The organism is Psychrobacter sp. JCM 18900, assembly GCF_904846625.1.
In the GTDB taxonomy this organism is placed as follows: Bacteria; Pseudomonadota; Gammaproteobacteria; order Pseudomonadales; family Moraxellaceae; genus Psychrobacter.
Window position 1 is genome coordinate 78723 of the sequence record NZ_CAJHBL010000008.1, and the last position, 15501, is coordinate 94223.

Consider the following 15501-nt stretch of genomic DNA (forward strand, 5'->3'; position numbering starts at 1 on the left):
ATAAGGTGTGAGATAGAACACAAAAATCTTGTCTTGCTCAGCCTAGCATACTCTTAGCTTGAAAAGATGCACTCAATTTATTTTAACTGAGTCAACGTTGCATACAGCGTATTGATATCACTAGCTTTGATAATAACTAGTGAGAGTAGTATTGCAATGCCATTTCCGTACCGAGTAAGCGCTCAACTAAAGCGCATAGTCTATCACTATATTTAGTGGCATGAAAAGTTAATGGCGGTCTAGTAATGGTATTTTTATTACTGGTTTTTTGTGTCAGATTTTCTCGTTTTTCACTCATCAATGATGCAGACAAGTTGTTTGCAATCAATAGCTGTCTAACCCGTTCAGCAATTGCTTGACCAGAATCAATGACCTGTATCGATAGCTGCTGCTGTGCAATCTCATCCAGTAAAAATGTCTTAAAAAACGGATAATGCGTACATCCCAACACTAACTGATCGACACCTGCATTAGCAAATACTCGTACCTGTTGACGTAATCTTTCAGCGGTCTCGTCTTGTTCTGACATACCTGCTTCTACCCAAGGAACCAATTGCGGATCAAAATATTTAGTGACTACTGTGTTATTAGGTTTAGCAAAATTGATAATAACATCATTTAATAAGGTGCCATTCAACGTCGCTTTGGTTGCTAGCACCGCTACATGAGCACTCTTACTCGCCAATACCGCAGGCTTTAATGCAGGGACAAGACCGACAATAGGTATATGTGGATAGCAGCGTCGGGCGGTATCTAGCGCATATGCTGAAGCACTGTTGCAAGCAATAACAATTAGCTTACAGCCTTGCTTATGTAACCACTCTACGGCTTTTAGTGTTAGTGCTTCAATATCTTCGCTGTCGCGATTACCATAAGGTACGTTCAGCGTATCGGCGTAATATACGTAACGCTCAGTAGGCAGCTGCTGTGCTAAATGCAAGTAAACAGACAAACCGCCAACACCAGAATCAAACACGCCAATGGGCGCGCTACGGTTTTTATCGCTTACAACTGTATTACCAGCATGTTTATTGACACCTACTAGATCAATAGTTTTGAGACTCTGGTCAACAGATATATCGACACACGGTCTGAGTTTTTCGACGGTCTGGTTTTTGATATCCATCTTTATGCTAATGCCATTATCATATTATTCATCAATCTCATTACCCAGTTAAATGCGCTATATATATGTTGCATGTATGTCGTTATTCTACGTCGGCTCTCTATCGACTACCTTTATACGATAATGATTTTTTAAACCAATAAAGAATTAGGCGACATTATAAAATTATAGCATTCATCGGCGTACAGCAATTAATAGATAAACATAATACTTAATCAGTAGGCATCGATAACGAATAAGACTGACCACCACTCTGTAGCGTCAATATCGTCTTGCCATTGTCTTCTGATAACGCTCCAATTTCAGTTAGGTGATAAAAAGTATTACGCCCGATAAGTGCGGTTAATCCATTTCTAACTATCATGTAAGGGCGTACCTGTTCTGTAGACGCTAATTCCTGAGAATCTGCAACATCGTCAGCTGTACTCACTTGATTCGCTTGATCGCTTTCACTAAAGTCACTGTTATTAAAGTCACTGTCATTAGAATCGCTCTTATTAGAATCGCTCTTATTAGAATTATACGCCTTTAATACGATCGGATGCTCATCGTCTAAGCGAACCACATCTCCTGTCGTCGTTGTAAACTCCAACCAACTCATACCATTTTCATTGACTATACCAACATCATTTATCAGAAGTGGTGCATCTTCAACTTGGATACGGATTTTCTGTACAGGGGTCTTCAGAAAGTACTCAGTAATGCCATTATTTTCTTCTTTCCATAGTATCGTGGCAAACAAGCTGACCAATGACTCACGGGTCATTTGTCCGCCTTCATGCCACCACTCTCCGTTTGCCTTGATAGTCAAATCCATATCAGCAATATCTTCAGGATGCCATTTTTCAAGCGGTGGTATCGCACGCCCTTCGCGAGTGCCTTTCGTAGACTTAATATACTGGTTTAATGCATCTAAATTATCTAATCTATTTAGGCTAGAAGGCTTACTGGTCGGTACTTCTACCCGTTCTTCATGGCTATCTTCAATTATATTATTATCGTTATTCATTATTAATCCCTTTATTTAGTATTCAAAGTTTGGCTTATCTATTATTACTATAAATTTTTGTTTCAGGTATGATGAAACTTTATCGTTATAACAACCTCATTTTCTTAACATTACCTTAGCATCGATACTCATAAATGCGTATCGTGTTTGTAGGACTTTTCTTTTATAATGAGTAACGATTTTTTATTGAAATGGTCAAGTGGGTGTTGTATTGATGACACATCTTACGTTATGCCTTGATATCCTTAGATAAATTGGTATTAACCATAACGGGTCAATTGATGCCGCAAAGACAGTTTTATCGGGCAGCCATATGTCTGAGTGACGTTAGCGCCGCAAGTCTATTATTCAGTTGTTAAGCTAATGATGCCCTGAGATAAGCCACTAAAAGTTTAGGAGTAGGTATGCAAGAGCAAGACAATCAAACGCCAGTTATCGATGGTAATACTGTGAATGCTGACGCACCAGTAGCGACAGAGACCGCAACGCTAGATAAAGCAGAACCAGTCGTAGCGCCAGTTGCCGCGGAACCTGAAGTCGAACGCGAATCAATGGAGTTCGATGTCATCATCGTTGGTGGTGGACCTGCAGGTCTGTCTGCTGCCATACGTTTGCGCCAGCTCGCTATTGAAGCTGGTAATGATGAGTTTATGGTTTGTGTGGTCGAAAAAGGCTCTGAGTTTGGTGCCCATACGTTGTCTGGTGCAGTCATCGAGCCACGCGCTCTAAATGAGCTGATTCCTGACTGGAAAGAAAAAGGTGCGCCGCTTAACGTGCCAGCCACAGAAGATCGTTTCTATTATTTGAACTCTGCCACACGCTCAACTAAAGTGCCTGACTCTTTGATTCCAGGTCCGATGCACAACGATGGCAACTATATTGTCTCGCTAGGTAATGTCGTTCGTTGGTTGGCCGTACAGGCAGAAGAGCTTGAAGTTATGATGTTCCCAGGCTTCCCTGCTGATGACATCTTATATAACGATGACGGTTCGGTCAGAGGTGTGTTAACGGGTGATATGGGTGTGGCCGCCAATGGTGAAGCCAAGCCGAGCTTTGAGCCTGGTTATGAGCTCCTTGCCAAATACACTATTTTTGCCGAAGGTAGCCGTGGGCATTTAGGAAAACGCTTAATCAGCCGTTTTGATCTAGATAAAGACTCGGATCCTCAGCATTATGGTATCGGTCTAAAAGAGCTATGGGAAGTTGAGCCTGAAAAGCATGAGCAAGGCGTTGTCATGCATGGTCTTGGCTGGCCATTGACTGAAACCGGCTCTACTGGCGGCTGGTGGTTATACTTTGATGAAAACAACCAAGTAAGCTTTGGTCTTGTAGCAGATCTGTCTTACCACAACCCATACATGTCTCCATTTGATGAAATGCAGCGCTTGAAAACGCACCCTGTTATCAAAAATGTTTTAGAAGGCGGTAAGCGCATCTCTTACGGCGCCCGTGCGTTGACCAAAGGTGGTCTAAACTCATTACCGAAGTTCACTTTCCCAGGTGGCGTATTGGTAGGTGATGATGCTGGTTTCTTAAACCCAGCAAAAATCAAAGGCACACATACCTCAATGAAGTCAGGCATGCTCGCAGCCGAAGCTATTTTTGAGGCGTTGCAAGCTGAACGTCAGCATGATGAAGTGGTTGCTTATAGCACAATGTACAAAGAGTCATGGTTGTATCAAGATAATTATGAGTCGCGCAACTTCTCACCGGCGATTCACCGTATGGGTCTGTTCATGGGCGGCGCTTTCACCTTTATCGAGCACAACTTGCTAAAAGGTAAAATGCCATTCACTTTGCATGACAATATCCCAGATTACGATCAGTTGGAGCGTGCTAATCATGCTTATCAACCAACTTATCTTAAGCCTGATGGTAAGCTAGTATTTGATAAATTGTCGTCGGTATTTATCTCTAACACCAACCATGCAGAAGATCAGCCAACGCATCTAAAACTTACTGATCCAACGGTACCTATCTCAATCAACCTACCGTTGTATGCTGAGCCTGCACGTTTATACTGCCCAGCGGGTGTTTACGAAGTGGTTAAAGACGCTGAGGGCGCTAAGTTTGTCATCAATGCACAGAACTGCGTGCATTGTAAGACCTGTGATATCAAAGACCCTTCACAGAACATCACTTGGGTAACGCCAGAAGGTGGCGGTGGTCCTAACTATCCAAACATGTAAATCAGGTTAATTCTGATTTGAGCTGGTACAGTTAATATCATTAAAACTGCGCTCCAATAAAAACCGCCCTTCTCTTCGTAAGAGAAAGGCGGTTTTTTAATGCTTAGAACAAGCAACTTTTACCAATCAATGCTACTTAGTCTGTCCAAGCGTCACGGTTGGCTTCATCTCTGAGTTTTACAAAGTTATCAGGATCAAACTTAATCTGATCGCCTGTTTTACCCTCTTTTACCTGACGCTCATAGTCACGTAGTATTCTTAGCGCTACAGGAGACAAGAGCAAGATTGCCACTAAGTTGACCAAGGCCATCAGGCCCATAGACAAGTCAGCGAAGTTCCATATGGCAGGTAGACTAGCAACTGAACCGATAAATACCATACCTAATACTAGGAAGCGGAAAATCATGATCATCACTTTGGCGTTTTTGGCACCAGAGATAAACTCAAGATTTGACTCACCGTAGCTATAGTTGGCAATGATAGAAGTGAATGAAAAGAAGAAAATAGCAATCGCCACAAACACCACACCCAGATCACCCACATACTGTGATAAGGCTAGCTGAGTTAACTGGATACCTTCTTGCTCAACATTAGGATCGACCACGCCAGACAAGATAATAATCGATGCCGTCGCGGTACAAATGATAAGGGTATCCATAAATACACCTAGCATCTGCATGAAACCCTGCACTGCTGGATGATCAGGATGACTCTTCGCCGTTGCTGCAGCATTCGGTGCTGAACCCATACCTGCTTCGTTAGAAAACAAACCGCGTTTGATACCGTTAATCATTGCCTGCGCAATACCATAACCGATGACACCGCCTGCCGCTTGCTCAAAGCCAAATGCTGATTTTACAATCAATGCGATTGCTGCTGGGAATTGACTGAAGTTAGTCACGATAATGAATAGCGCTAGCAAGATGTACAAGATAGCCATCACTGGTACGATTTTACCCGCGATACGAGCTACTGAGCGCAAACCACCGAATACCACTGGCGCTACCAGTACTACCAATACCAAACCTGTCATCCATGTTGGCACACCAAAGGCTTCATTGGTCGCTTGAGCGATGGTGTTGGATTGTACGCCATTAAACGCCAAACCAAAGGCCACTAACAAACATAATGAGAAAAACACAGCGAGCCAGCGTTTGCCTAGACCTTTTTCGATGTAATAAGCTGGGCCACCGCGGTACACATTATCATTGTGAGGTACTTTGTAGGCCTGTGCTAAGGTTGACTCGATAAAGCTAGTCGACATACCGACCAGTGCCGTCATCCACATCCAGAATACAGCACCTGGTCCACCCAAATAGATGGCAATTGCCACCCCTGCCAAGTTACCAGTACCAACACGCGCGGCCAGCGACGTCATCAATGCTTCAAATGAGCTGATACCACCATCTTTGCGTCCTTGATTGGACACGCGTAGCAACTTCCACATATGACCAAAATGACGAAACTGTATAAAACGTGTCACAATGGTGAAGTAGAGACCTGCACCAATTAGTAAGAACATCAGTAATCCATACCAAGGGTTACTAGCAATCAGCCAGTCATTGTTACCCCAGATAATACCGACACCATAATTTACGATGTTATTAAACCAACCTACTATCCCTTCGTTCATATGGGCTCCTTATTTATTCTTTATACGTGTTACTTAAATTGCATATCGATATCATATTTTGGTTACCATGGACTATATAAGCCTTTGCGCAAAATACCTGATACCGAAAAGACACGTGCATGATATAGATATTGAGCGACATGTGACCATCACGTTTACTTATCGATTTCATATAATTATTTTTAAAATAAATAATGCTTATGTTTCAGCTTATATAGAATAGATTAAGTGATAATTTAATCGCACAAATTACACGGTTGCCGTACCGTTTCCGTAACGTTAGGTTTTTTAATGAATGCCCAACAAACTAATTGTTAGTAATTTAATTATTACTCATGCGCAGTAGTTTGCAATTATATTTATTAAACCGTGCTAATATAAATTCTATATCCGTTTAGACTGTTTTATGGTTATCGAAGCTATTAAGCAGTACAAGAAGCTATCAAGCTGTACAATAGGATAGCGCGTTAAAAAGATTAAAACTCTTGTCAGGAAGACGAGATTGTTAAAAAGACACTGGATAGTCCACCCTTCTGTCTTCCTCAAGAAACGTTATTTTTACCATTCGATGGTTTAAGTTAATGCGATGCTTAAATAGTTAACTACTTTTATTTAAAGTAAAGAACTACCGAGCATTAAACGTACTATCACACATCATCGTTTTAACTATATAAAGCAGTACCTGATTATTTTTTATCCTTCTGTTGTAAGAAATAATCGCAGTTCTTTTTATATTGTTGGTATTTTTTAGGGAAGACAAAAGGAGTTGTCCTATGAAAGATCATAACGATCCATCCGGTTATTGGCGTGCCAATGTCCGTCTCATCTTAGGTAGCCTAGTAGTTTGGGCACTATGTTCTTATGGTTTTGCTATTTTATTGCGTCCTCTTTTAGCCGGCATCAAAGTCGGCGGCACTGACTTGGGTTTTTGGTTCGCTCAGCAAGGCTCCATCGGGGTGTTTATCATTTTAATTTTCTTCTACGCATGGCGTATGAATAAGTTAGATAAACAATATGGCGTAGATGAGGAATAGACCATGAGTCAGTATTTAGTTAATATTATTTTCGTAGGCCTATCTTTCGCTCTGTATTTTGGTATTGCGATTTGGGCTCGGGCTGGGACAACCAGTGAATTCTATGTGGCGGGCGGCGGTGTACATCCAGTAGTTAACGGTATGGCGACAGCTGCTGACTGGATGAGTGCGGCATCTTTTATTTCTATGGCAGGTTTGCTTGCTGCTGGCGGTTATGGCGCATCGACCTACTTAATGGGCTGGACAGGTGGTTATGTGCTACTAGCCATGCTACTGGCGCCTTACTTACGTAAATTTGGCAAGTTCACGGTGCCTGATTTTATTGGGGATCGCTTTTATTCAAAAACGGCTGCAATGATTGCCGTGGTTTGTTTGATTATTGCCTCTACCACGTACGTTATCGGTCAGATGACAGGTGCTGGTGTCGCATTTTCACGCTTCTTAGAAGTAGATAACAACACAGGTCTTATTATTGCGGCGGTTGTTGTATTCTTTTACGCAGTTCTTGGCGGTATGAAAGGGATTACCTACACGCAGGTTGCGCAGTATGTGGTTCTGATGATTGCTTATACCATCCCTGCTGTCTTTATCTCACTTGAATTAACCGGCAATCCAATTCCAGGTTTGGGCTTATTTTCAAACCATATCGAATCTGGTGTGCCTATCCTAACCAAGCTGGATCAAGTTGTGACCGATTTGGGGTTCACAGCATATACGGCTGACGTACCTAACAAACTAAACATGGTACTGTTCACTTTATCACTCATGATTGGTACGGCTGGTCTACCTCACGTTATTATTCGCTTTTTCACGGTTCCTAAAGTTGCCGATGCACGTTGGACCGCTGGTTGGACGTTAGTGTTTATCTCGTTATTGTACTTCACAGCACCTGCTGTTGGCGCAATGGCACGTCTAAACCTTATCGATACTATCTATCCACAAGGTGTTGCAGAGCCTGCAATCGACTATGACCAACGTCCAGACTGGATGAGGACTTGGGAAGATACTGGCCTAATTAAATATACTGACCTTAACAATGATGGTCGTATTCAGATGTACAACGATAGTGGACTGGGCGCTGCAGAAGTAGCACTGACCAATGCACAGACTGAAGGTGGTGACGTAGGCGCTGCGACGACTGCGGTTGAAACAGCACGTGCTGCACATGATCTAGAACTTGATGGCCGCTTTGCAGATGCAGGCTGGGCTGGTAACGAGCTCGACGTCAATGCTGATATCTTGGTATTGGCTAACCCAGAGATTGCACAACTGCCATCTTGGGTAATTGGTTTGATCGCCGCAGGTGGTCTAGCCGCTGCACTATCAACTGCTGCTGGCCTATTGCTTGCTATCTCGTCAGCGATTAGTCATGATTTAATCAAACGAAACCTCAATCCAAACATTACTGACAAAGGAGAGCTCAAGGTCGCACGTATCACGATGGGTATTGCGATTGTGGTTGCTACTTATTTAGGTATGAATCCACCAGGGTTTGCAGCACAGGTAGTTGCATTGGCATTTGGTATCGCTGGTGCGTCCCTCTTCCCTGCACTAATGATGGGTATCTTCTCAAAACGTATTAACAACCTTGGCGCTATCGCTGGTATGTTGACAGGTTTGATCAGTATCTTGGTTTACATCTTCGTCTTCAAAGGTTGGTTCTTTATCAGTGGTACTGCCAACTTCCCTGATACAGCAGAGTACTGGCTATTTGGTATCTCACCACTGTCATTCGGTGTGATTGGTGCACTGCTTAACTTTATCGTTGCATTCATCGTTTCTTATGCGACCAAAGCACCACCGCTACACATTCAAGAGTTGGTTGAAAGCGTTCGCTCACCACGCGGTGCAGGCGGTGCAGTCGACCATTAACCCGACGAATGATGATATGTCTTCTGTTACTATATATCACTCACTGGCAGCCACTGCTGGTGAGTGATTTTTTATCTAAGACTTATTAAAATAATAGTTAGACTATAGTTTTGCTTTGTCCAATTGAACATACCTGAATAAAAGTGCCTAGCGCATTAAGGAATATTTTATGCTTTTTGAGTTTATCGCTACCATAGCTGCCGCATTTGGCATGGCTGGATTGGCACTGATCATAACTCACCTCTGTAAACTGTCAGGTAAACGCGCGCCAAAGTGGCTGATTCCCTTATTTGCTGCGATTGGTATTTTTGGGTTTCAGGTACATCAAGAATATAACTGGTACGGTCAGCAAGTCCGTCAGCTGCCGGATGGTGTTGAGGTCGTGAAAACTGCAGAAAGTACAGAATGGTTTCGTCCGTGGTCTTATATTAAACCGCAAGTCTTGCGCTTTATTGCGGCAGATACGGGCAATGCTAGCATGCATGCTGACAATCCAGACATGCACTTAGTCAATTTGTATTTGTTTGAAAGACGCAGAAGCGTGCAGAAGGTTTTACAGGTAATAGACTGCACTACTCCTGCCCGAGCGGACTACGTGATACCAGAAAAGGGTAGCACGCTGACGGTGGATGAACATATTAAACAAACCACTGCATGGCGAGAGCTAACTACAGACGACCCTTTATTTATCAAAATCTGTACTGATGAAAGCGTCTGATTCAATAATGCTTAGTATGATAATGTTGGTTGATTAAATGCTGACATCCAGTTGCTTTTAATAGCGTTGAAAAGCAGCTGAATAAGTATGCTTTGAATTCGCGCCTAGCAATAGCCCAGCACACAAACCACCAAAATGTGCCGCAAACGAGATACCTTGTTGCGGCATCAATCCTTGCTTAATGGTCAGCCAATAACCAGTTCCCATGACGATACAAGCAATCAGATAACCCCAGCGCCGCGCAAATATAGCCCCGCCTATCATATAACCTAACATTGCAAAGCAAAGCCCTGATGCGCCAATATGGATAGAAGATGGCGACCCGATAACCCAAGTGACCAGTCCTGAAGCAACCACCAGTTTAATCACCGTGCGATAAGCATTCTTCTCAAACAGCCCAAACAAAAACAAAATCTGTAATAGCGTCACCGTATTGCCAGTCAAATGCGACAAATTGCCATGCATAGTCCATGAAGCAAACACCCCTATCATACTACCCACATCTAAAGCACGCGGTACGATGCCAAAGATGTTCCACATACCAAATAGGGCCACTTCATTTAGAAAAAACATACCCCACATCGGTATAAGCACAAAAGCATACAGCCCAATGACCTGCTTTATTCGTACTACAATCAAATTAAGCAATTGCTGCCAATTCATATACTATCCTATCCTTATTACCTAGATTTTTTATGCCTACTTAGTGATTTACAGCAAACAAGGGACGCACAGCAGGTTTGAACGACAACAGTGATGCATCCTCATCAGCCGTGAGATAGTTATCACCATGCAATAATGACGTCGAATGATAAGGAACCAAGGCCGTAGGAATAAAGCGACGTGCCGCATCGATATGCTTGATTGAATCATCAAAGAAGATATGCGGCGCAAATGTTCTGAGTACCGCTGTTTTCTCTAATCCTCCCAAAAAAAATGCCATATCAACATTCACGCCCCACTCTCGTAATGTCTTGATAGCACGTAAGTCAGCTGGTGCATTGCGCGCGGTCACCAGCGCAATTTTTATTGGCGAGTATTTTAGACCAGCAGGTAGACGCTCTTGAAGATTTGACAATTTAATTAACAATTCAGCATAAGGGCCTTTTTCAATCGGCAAATCACGCATCTGTACTTCACGATCATGAAAGGCTCGTAGCCCTTTTTGTTTGTATAGCAGTTCACCTGAATCATCAAAAAGTACCGCGTCCCCGTCAAAGGCAATGCGCAGCTGCTCAGTATCCAGCTCATAAGTATTCACAGGCGTGGCGTCTAGTATGGCACAGGCACAGATATTGGCATCCGCCACTTGCTGAGCATCCTCGCGATTGGTGGTCAAGAACAGATCAACGTTGAAGTCTTTGATATAAGGTGCAACAGGGCTACCTGAAACAAAAGCAGAACGGGAGATATTAATACCATGTTCTAAAATTGCATTAAGTACCTGAATACCAGTGTCTGGACTACTTTTTGACACGATAACGACTTCGACCAATGGTGTTTCAACGTCTGAATCTCGTCCATCGCTATTATCAGAATACTTATTTAGGTTTAGCAACGCTTTAATTAGCGGATAACCTGCACCAATATTCAAAGGATCATTTTCACGCTCGGTCATGTACTCCCTAAATTCCTTTATAGCACTTGTAGGTCGTTGCTCTAGCAGCTCTAGCAAATAGTTTTCTGACTCAGTCAAATCAAAAAGTGCCGTCGCAGAAATTGCGACGATAAGCGTATTACTAAAATCGACAGCCATGACTATCTCTACTTATAAAGTTATATAGGAAAATGAGTGAAAACCAGTTTACTACATTCACAGGCCTTTATAACACTGAGAAAAGTTATAATCATGCAGCATCGCAAATTGTAAGTTTGTAAAATATCCTTCTCTTAATTCTTAGTCAAAATATCAGACACTAAAAAAGCCACACTGCTTTATTAGCAATATGGCTGTATACAATAACGTTATACATGAGGGTTTAGATTCAGCCTATCCGAGCAGCACAAGCGAGATGGCAGGGAACATCACTAAGATAACCAAACGAATCACATCAGAGACAATGAATGGTGCCACCCCGCGGAACATATCGGACAGCTTAATGTGCGGTGCCATTGCCTTAATCACAAAGATATTCATCCCCATCGGCGGCGTAATCAAACCAAGCTCCACCGTCAATACCGCAATGATGCCAAACCAGACAGGATCAAACCCTAACGCTAGAATGATGGGATATACCACAGGTATCGTGATTACTAGCATCGCTAAGGCATCCATGAACAGCCCTAATAGGAAATACATGAACAAGATACAGATTAGGACAATCATTGGACTGACCGCCAATCCACCGATCCAAGATGCCAAGGTATAAGACAAGCGTGAGACTGAGATAAAATACCCCAATGCCTCTGCACCCAGTAACATAAAGAACACCACGGCAGAGAGTGCTAGTGTCTCAATCAATGACTGCTTGAGACCATCTAGACGCATGCCTTTAGCAAAGGCATAAGCCCATGAGACAAACGCTCCTACTGCGGCGCCTTCTGTTGGAGTAAATAACCCAAAGAAGATACCAGCAATAATCACAATAAAGATAAAGCTAAACGGTATCAGACCAGTTAGTGACAGTAGCTTGGCTTTCCACGTGGTTTTCTCACCACGTTTTGCTAGATGCGGTTTCCAGCGTACCATCACCATGACGGTAAGTGAGTACATCACCATACCGAGCATACCGGGTAGGAAGCCAGCGATGAACATGTCACCTACTGACTGCTGGGTTAAGATGGCATAGACCAGTAGCGCAATACTGGGCGGAATCATAATACCAAGCGTACCACCAGCGGCTAAGATACCGCAGGCAAAGCCTGGCTGATAACCGTACTTCTCCATTTGCGGTAGCGCCACTTTGGTCATGGTGGAGGCAGTGGCGAGCGATGAGCCTGAGATAGAGGCAAAGATACCCGATGAACCAATACCTGCAATACCAAGACTACCCCTTACCCCACCAAATATGGTTCGGGTGGCTTCAAAGAGTTTACCTGCCATGCCCGAGTGAGTAGCAAACACGCCCATCAGAATAAATAAGGGAATGGCACTAAAGTCATACTTTGCTAAGACATCGACTGGGATGTCTTTAAGCATTTGTAGAGCACCACTAGGCGCGGTAACCGCACCAAAACCGACTAGACCCACCCCTAACATGGCAAGTGCAACAGGTACGCGTAGGACGACAAGCAGGATCATGACCACTAGGCCAATCGCACCGATAATTTCTGGACTCATGCGCCTGTCTCCTCGGCGTCAAAGAATTCGCCTGTCTTAAAGATGTTGATAGATTCGATCAATGAGCGAATGGCCAGTAGGATGCTTAAGAATGCACTAACCATATAGATAGGCATCATAGATATTCGAAGGTCTTGGGTGACTTTGCCATACTCTAAGGCGTCAATGGCGCTCTCGTAGAGTCCCCATGAAAAGACGATGCCGATGATAAAGAAGCCCATCATAAAGATACCCATAAGGTAGCCTTTGATAGACTGGGGCATTTTCTGGGTGAAGACGTCGACGATGATTTGTGAGCGTTCAACAAACGCGGCAAAGGCAGCTAGTAATGCAAATAGCATAAAGTAGGAGACAATCTCTACACTGCCTTTGACGGTAAAGCCAAACTCACCGCCGGTGAGTTTGAATATGTAGCGTGCGACGACGTCGAGCATGGTGGTTAGGACAATGATAATGAGACTCACCCCACCGATAAACTGGCATAATCTAGAGATTAAAACACTGAGCTTGACTAAAAATGCCATGTGACACCTCCAATAGGTTAGACCTTACAGGCAGCACTGGCAGCTTTTGCTTTTTCATAGACGCCATCAGCATCTAAACCCAAAGCGTTAACATCACTTAGATATTTTTGGGTTCCTCTTTCAAGTGGCCCTTTCCAATCTGGATCATTTAGTGGATCAGGAATCTCGACAATTTCATCACCTTTATCTTTAGCAGCTTGAATTGCCATCTGGTCATGCTTATCAAATACCTCACCAACTTTACTGGCCAACGTCATTCCTGAGTTTTTATCCAAAACTTGTTTTAGATCATCTGGTAGATTATCGTATTTGTCCTTGTTCATCGTGACCATAAGCGCTGAACTATAGAAAGGAATATTGGTATGATATTTGGTAATCTCATCAATCTTAAATGCTGTTACCGCTTCCCAAGGGAAACTCAAACCATCAACGACACCGCGCTGTAGAGAGGTATACATATCGTTTGCAGGTAAACCGACTGGTGAAGCGCCTGCACTTTCGATGATGTCACCTGCCACAGCTGAAGGACGGCGAATACGCATACCTTTCATATCTGCAGGCGTACGAATTAACTTATCCGTTGTATGAAGTGCACCAGGTCCACCGCCATACATAAACAGTAAATGCGTATCTTCATACTCACTCGCCAAAGTACCATCATCATATAAGGTCTGTAGCATACAGCCCATTTGAGTTGCTGAATTTGATAAACCTGGAAGCTCAGTAATCTGAGTCAAAGGAAAGCGACCATTGGTATAACCATGCGCTTGTGAACCGATATCGATCGTACCTTTAGCAGCAGATTCATAAGTAACGTCTGCTTTAGCAAGGCCCGCGGATGGATACAGCTCAACTTTTAGACGGCCGTCAGAATCTGTTTCTATCTGTTTTGCCCAAGGCTCAAAGACTTCTTTACTGATAGATGAGGTTGCAGGCCAAAAATGCGAAAACCGTAGCACGGTAGTTTCTTGAGAAGTGGCTGATGAGCCATCAGTCGTATCAGCAGATTGGTTAGAACAGCCAAGAAGACTAATAGCGGCTAAAGCACCAATCGAAAAAAGAGGAGCTAACTTCATTATCAATTCCTTTTGATAATTATGAGAATAGGAGTAAGGTATTACGAGCAGACAATTTGATTCATCCTAGATTAAATTGTCTACAAGGTTTAGATGTATTTTTTACATACCTGTAATAAAAGTACTGTTTAAAATTAGCAGCTATAATGATATAAGTCAAATCATTTTGAGCAGATTATGGAGGATATATTCATATTATAGATATATTTTTGATACTTGAATTGTCTATATAGATAATAGTAAAAATTAAGCAGACTAAAATAATTCCTCATAAAAAAGCTCTCAGCCTGTTATCTAGTTGAGAGCTTTTTTATATAGATACTACATGAATTCATAGAAGCTGCTCTAGGCAGTTATACAAATCATAATAGTGGTGAAGCACTATTCTTCCATCTGCCACTTATCATCTACCCATACAGCATCGTTATCATCTAGATGCACATGCCATTCTGCATCAGTTACCGCAAGGCGAATCTTAGTCAAACACTGTAGCCAATGCTCTAAGGTATACATAAGATCTTCTACATCTAGACTAACAGGTAACTTTGTAGCTCCTGCTAATATGACCTCTGACTCACTATCATCGTATGCATAGAGATCAAAAGTCTCTGCATCATCTGCATGCTCAAAATTTTCATTATATTTATCGACTATTGATGCAACCTTTTCTTGCTCCTGTTGAGTCAAGAGAGTAGAACGTTCAGCAGTATAGTAGAGTGAAACGCCCATAATGTGCTCCAAAATAAATGAGAGATTGTGGATTCTAGAAGTGAATAAATAATATCACATCAAAATGGTACATAGGAAAGTTTGAGTTCTTGACCGAAGCATCTAGCGCTAAACTTTCCAACACCAAGCACCGTCACCAAACCGCGCACAAAGAAAATCCCCCGACAAGCTAATGTCGGGGGATTTTCAGAATAGAGAGCTGACGATGACCTACTCTCACATGGGCGAACCACACTACCATTGGCGCTACGATGTTTCACTTCTGAGTTCGGGAAGGGATCAGGTGGGGCCATCGCGCTATTGTCGTCAGC

General features: G+C 42.8%; 13 protein-coding genes and 1 rRNA gene. 4 read left to right on the forward strand and 10 right to left on the reverse strand.

The genetic code is table 11. From position 1 onward, the window contains the following. Positions 1-136: 136 nt before the first annotated feature. Entirely contained in the window at positions 137-1126 is a 990-nt protein-coding gene (gene murI / locus JMX96_RS13225; RefSeq protein WP_201569601.1) for a glutamate racemase, read from the reverse strand. A 211-nt stretch (positions 1127-1337) separates the two neighbouring features. Continuing rightward, positions 1338-2135, reverse strand: coding sequence for a DUF1285 domain-containing protein (locus tag JMX96_RS13230; RefSeq protein WP_201569603.1), 798 nt, complete (start codon positions 2133-2135; stop codon positions 1338-1340). 551 nt (positions 2136-2686) lie between these two features. Between JMX96_RS13230 and JMX96_RS13235 the strand changes: the two genes are divergently transcribed. Beyond that, positions 2687-4324, forward strand: a complete 1638-nt coding sequence (locus JMX96_RS13235) for an electron transfer flavoprotein-ubiquinone oxidoreductase (RefSeq protein WP_102093511.1) — start codon at positions 2687-2689, stop codon at positions 4322-4324. A gap of 136 nt (positions 4325-4460) precedes the next feature. Here JMX96_RS13235 and JMX96_RS13240 read toward each other — a convergent pair whose 3' ends face one another. Next, positions 4461-5957, reverse strand: a complete 1497-nt coding sequence (locus tag JMX96_RS13240; protein WP_201569605.1) for an alanine/glycine:cation symporter family protein — start codon at positions 5955-5957, stop codon at positions 4461-4463. A gap of 773 nt (positions 5958-6730) precedes the next feature. Here JMX96_RS13240 and JMX96_RS13245 point away from each other — a divergent pair. The 3 genes from JMX96_RS13245 to JMX96_RS13255 all read left to right on the forward strand — a co-directional run bounded on the left by JMX96_RS13245 (position 6731) and on the right by JMX96_RS13255 (position 9581). Next, a complete protein-coding gene (locus JMX96_RS13245; protein WP_057761855.1) occupies positions 6731-6991 on the forward strand; it encodes a DUF4212 domain-containing protein in 261 nt (86 codons plus the stop codon). Positions 6992-6994: 3 nt separating this feature from the next. Next, a complete protein-coding gene (locus JMX96_RS13250; RefSeq protein WP_057761858.1) occupies positions 6995-8863 on the forward strand; it encodes a sodium:solute symporter family protein in 1869 nt (622 codons plus the stop codon). A gap of 169 nt (positions 8864-9032) precedes the next feature. Continuing rightward, positions 9033-9581: a hypothetical protein gene (locus JMX96_RS13255; RefSeq protein WP_201569607.1), complete on the forward strand. Its 549-nt coding sequence runs from the start codon at positions 9033-9035 to the stop codon at positions 9579-9581. Positions 9582-9638: 57 nt separating this feature from the next. Here JMX96_RS13255 and JMX96_RS13260 read toward each other — a convergent pair whose 3' ends face one another. The 7 genes from JMX96_RS13260 to rrf all read right to left on the reverse strand — a co-directional run bounded on the left by JMX96_RS13260 (position 9639) and on the right by rrf (position 15501). After that, positions 9639-10244 (reverse strand): rhomboid family intramembrane serine protease, encoded by a 606-nt coding sequence (locus JMX96_RS13260; RefSeq protein ID WP_201569609.1) that lies wholly within the window; start codon positions 10242-10244, stop codon positions 9639-9641. A 40-nt stretch (positions 10245-10284) separates the two neighbouring features. Continuing rightward, entirely contained in the window at positions 10285-11337 is a 1053-nt protein-coding gene (locus JMX96_RS13265; RefSeq protein ID WP_201569611.1) for a 5'-nucleotidase, read from the reverse strand. A gap of 234 nt (positions 11338-11571) precedes the next feature. Continuing rightward, entirely contained in the window at positions 11572-12861 is a 1290-nt protein-coding gene (locus JMX96_RS13270) for a TRAP transporter large permease (protein WP_101204395.1), read from the reverse strand. Continuing rightward, the gene (locus JMX96_RS13275) at positions 12858-13385 is read right to left on the reverse strand and encodes a TRAP transporter small permease (protein WP_102093491.1); all 528 of its coding nucleotides are present in this window, start codon (positions 13383-13385) and stop codon (positions 12858-12860) included. The genes JMX96_RS13270 and JMX96_RS13275 overlap by 4 nt, the downstream gene beginning before the upstream one ends. A gap of 17 nt (positions 13386-13402) precedes the next feature. After that, positions 13403-14461, reverse strand: coding sequence for a TRAP transporter substrate-binding protein (locus tag JMX96_RS13280; protein WP_201569613.1), 1059 nt, complete (start codon positions 14459-14461; stop codon positions 13403-13405). A gap of 381 nt (positions 14462-14842) precedes the next feature. Continuing rightward, positions 14843-15190 (reverse strand): hypothetical protein, encoded by a 348-nt coding sequence (locus JMX96_RS13285; RefSeq protein WP_201569615.1) that lies wholly within the window; start codon positions 15188-15190, stop codon positions 14843-14845. 197 nt (positions 15191-15387) lie between these two features. Further along, positions 15388-15501, reverse strand: a 5S ribosomal RNA gene (gene rrf / locus JMX96_RS13290).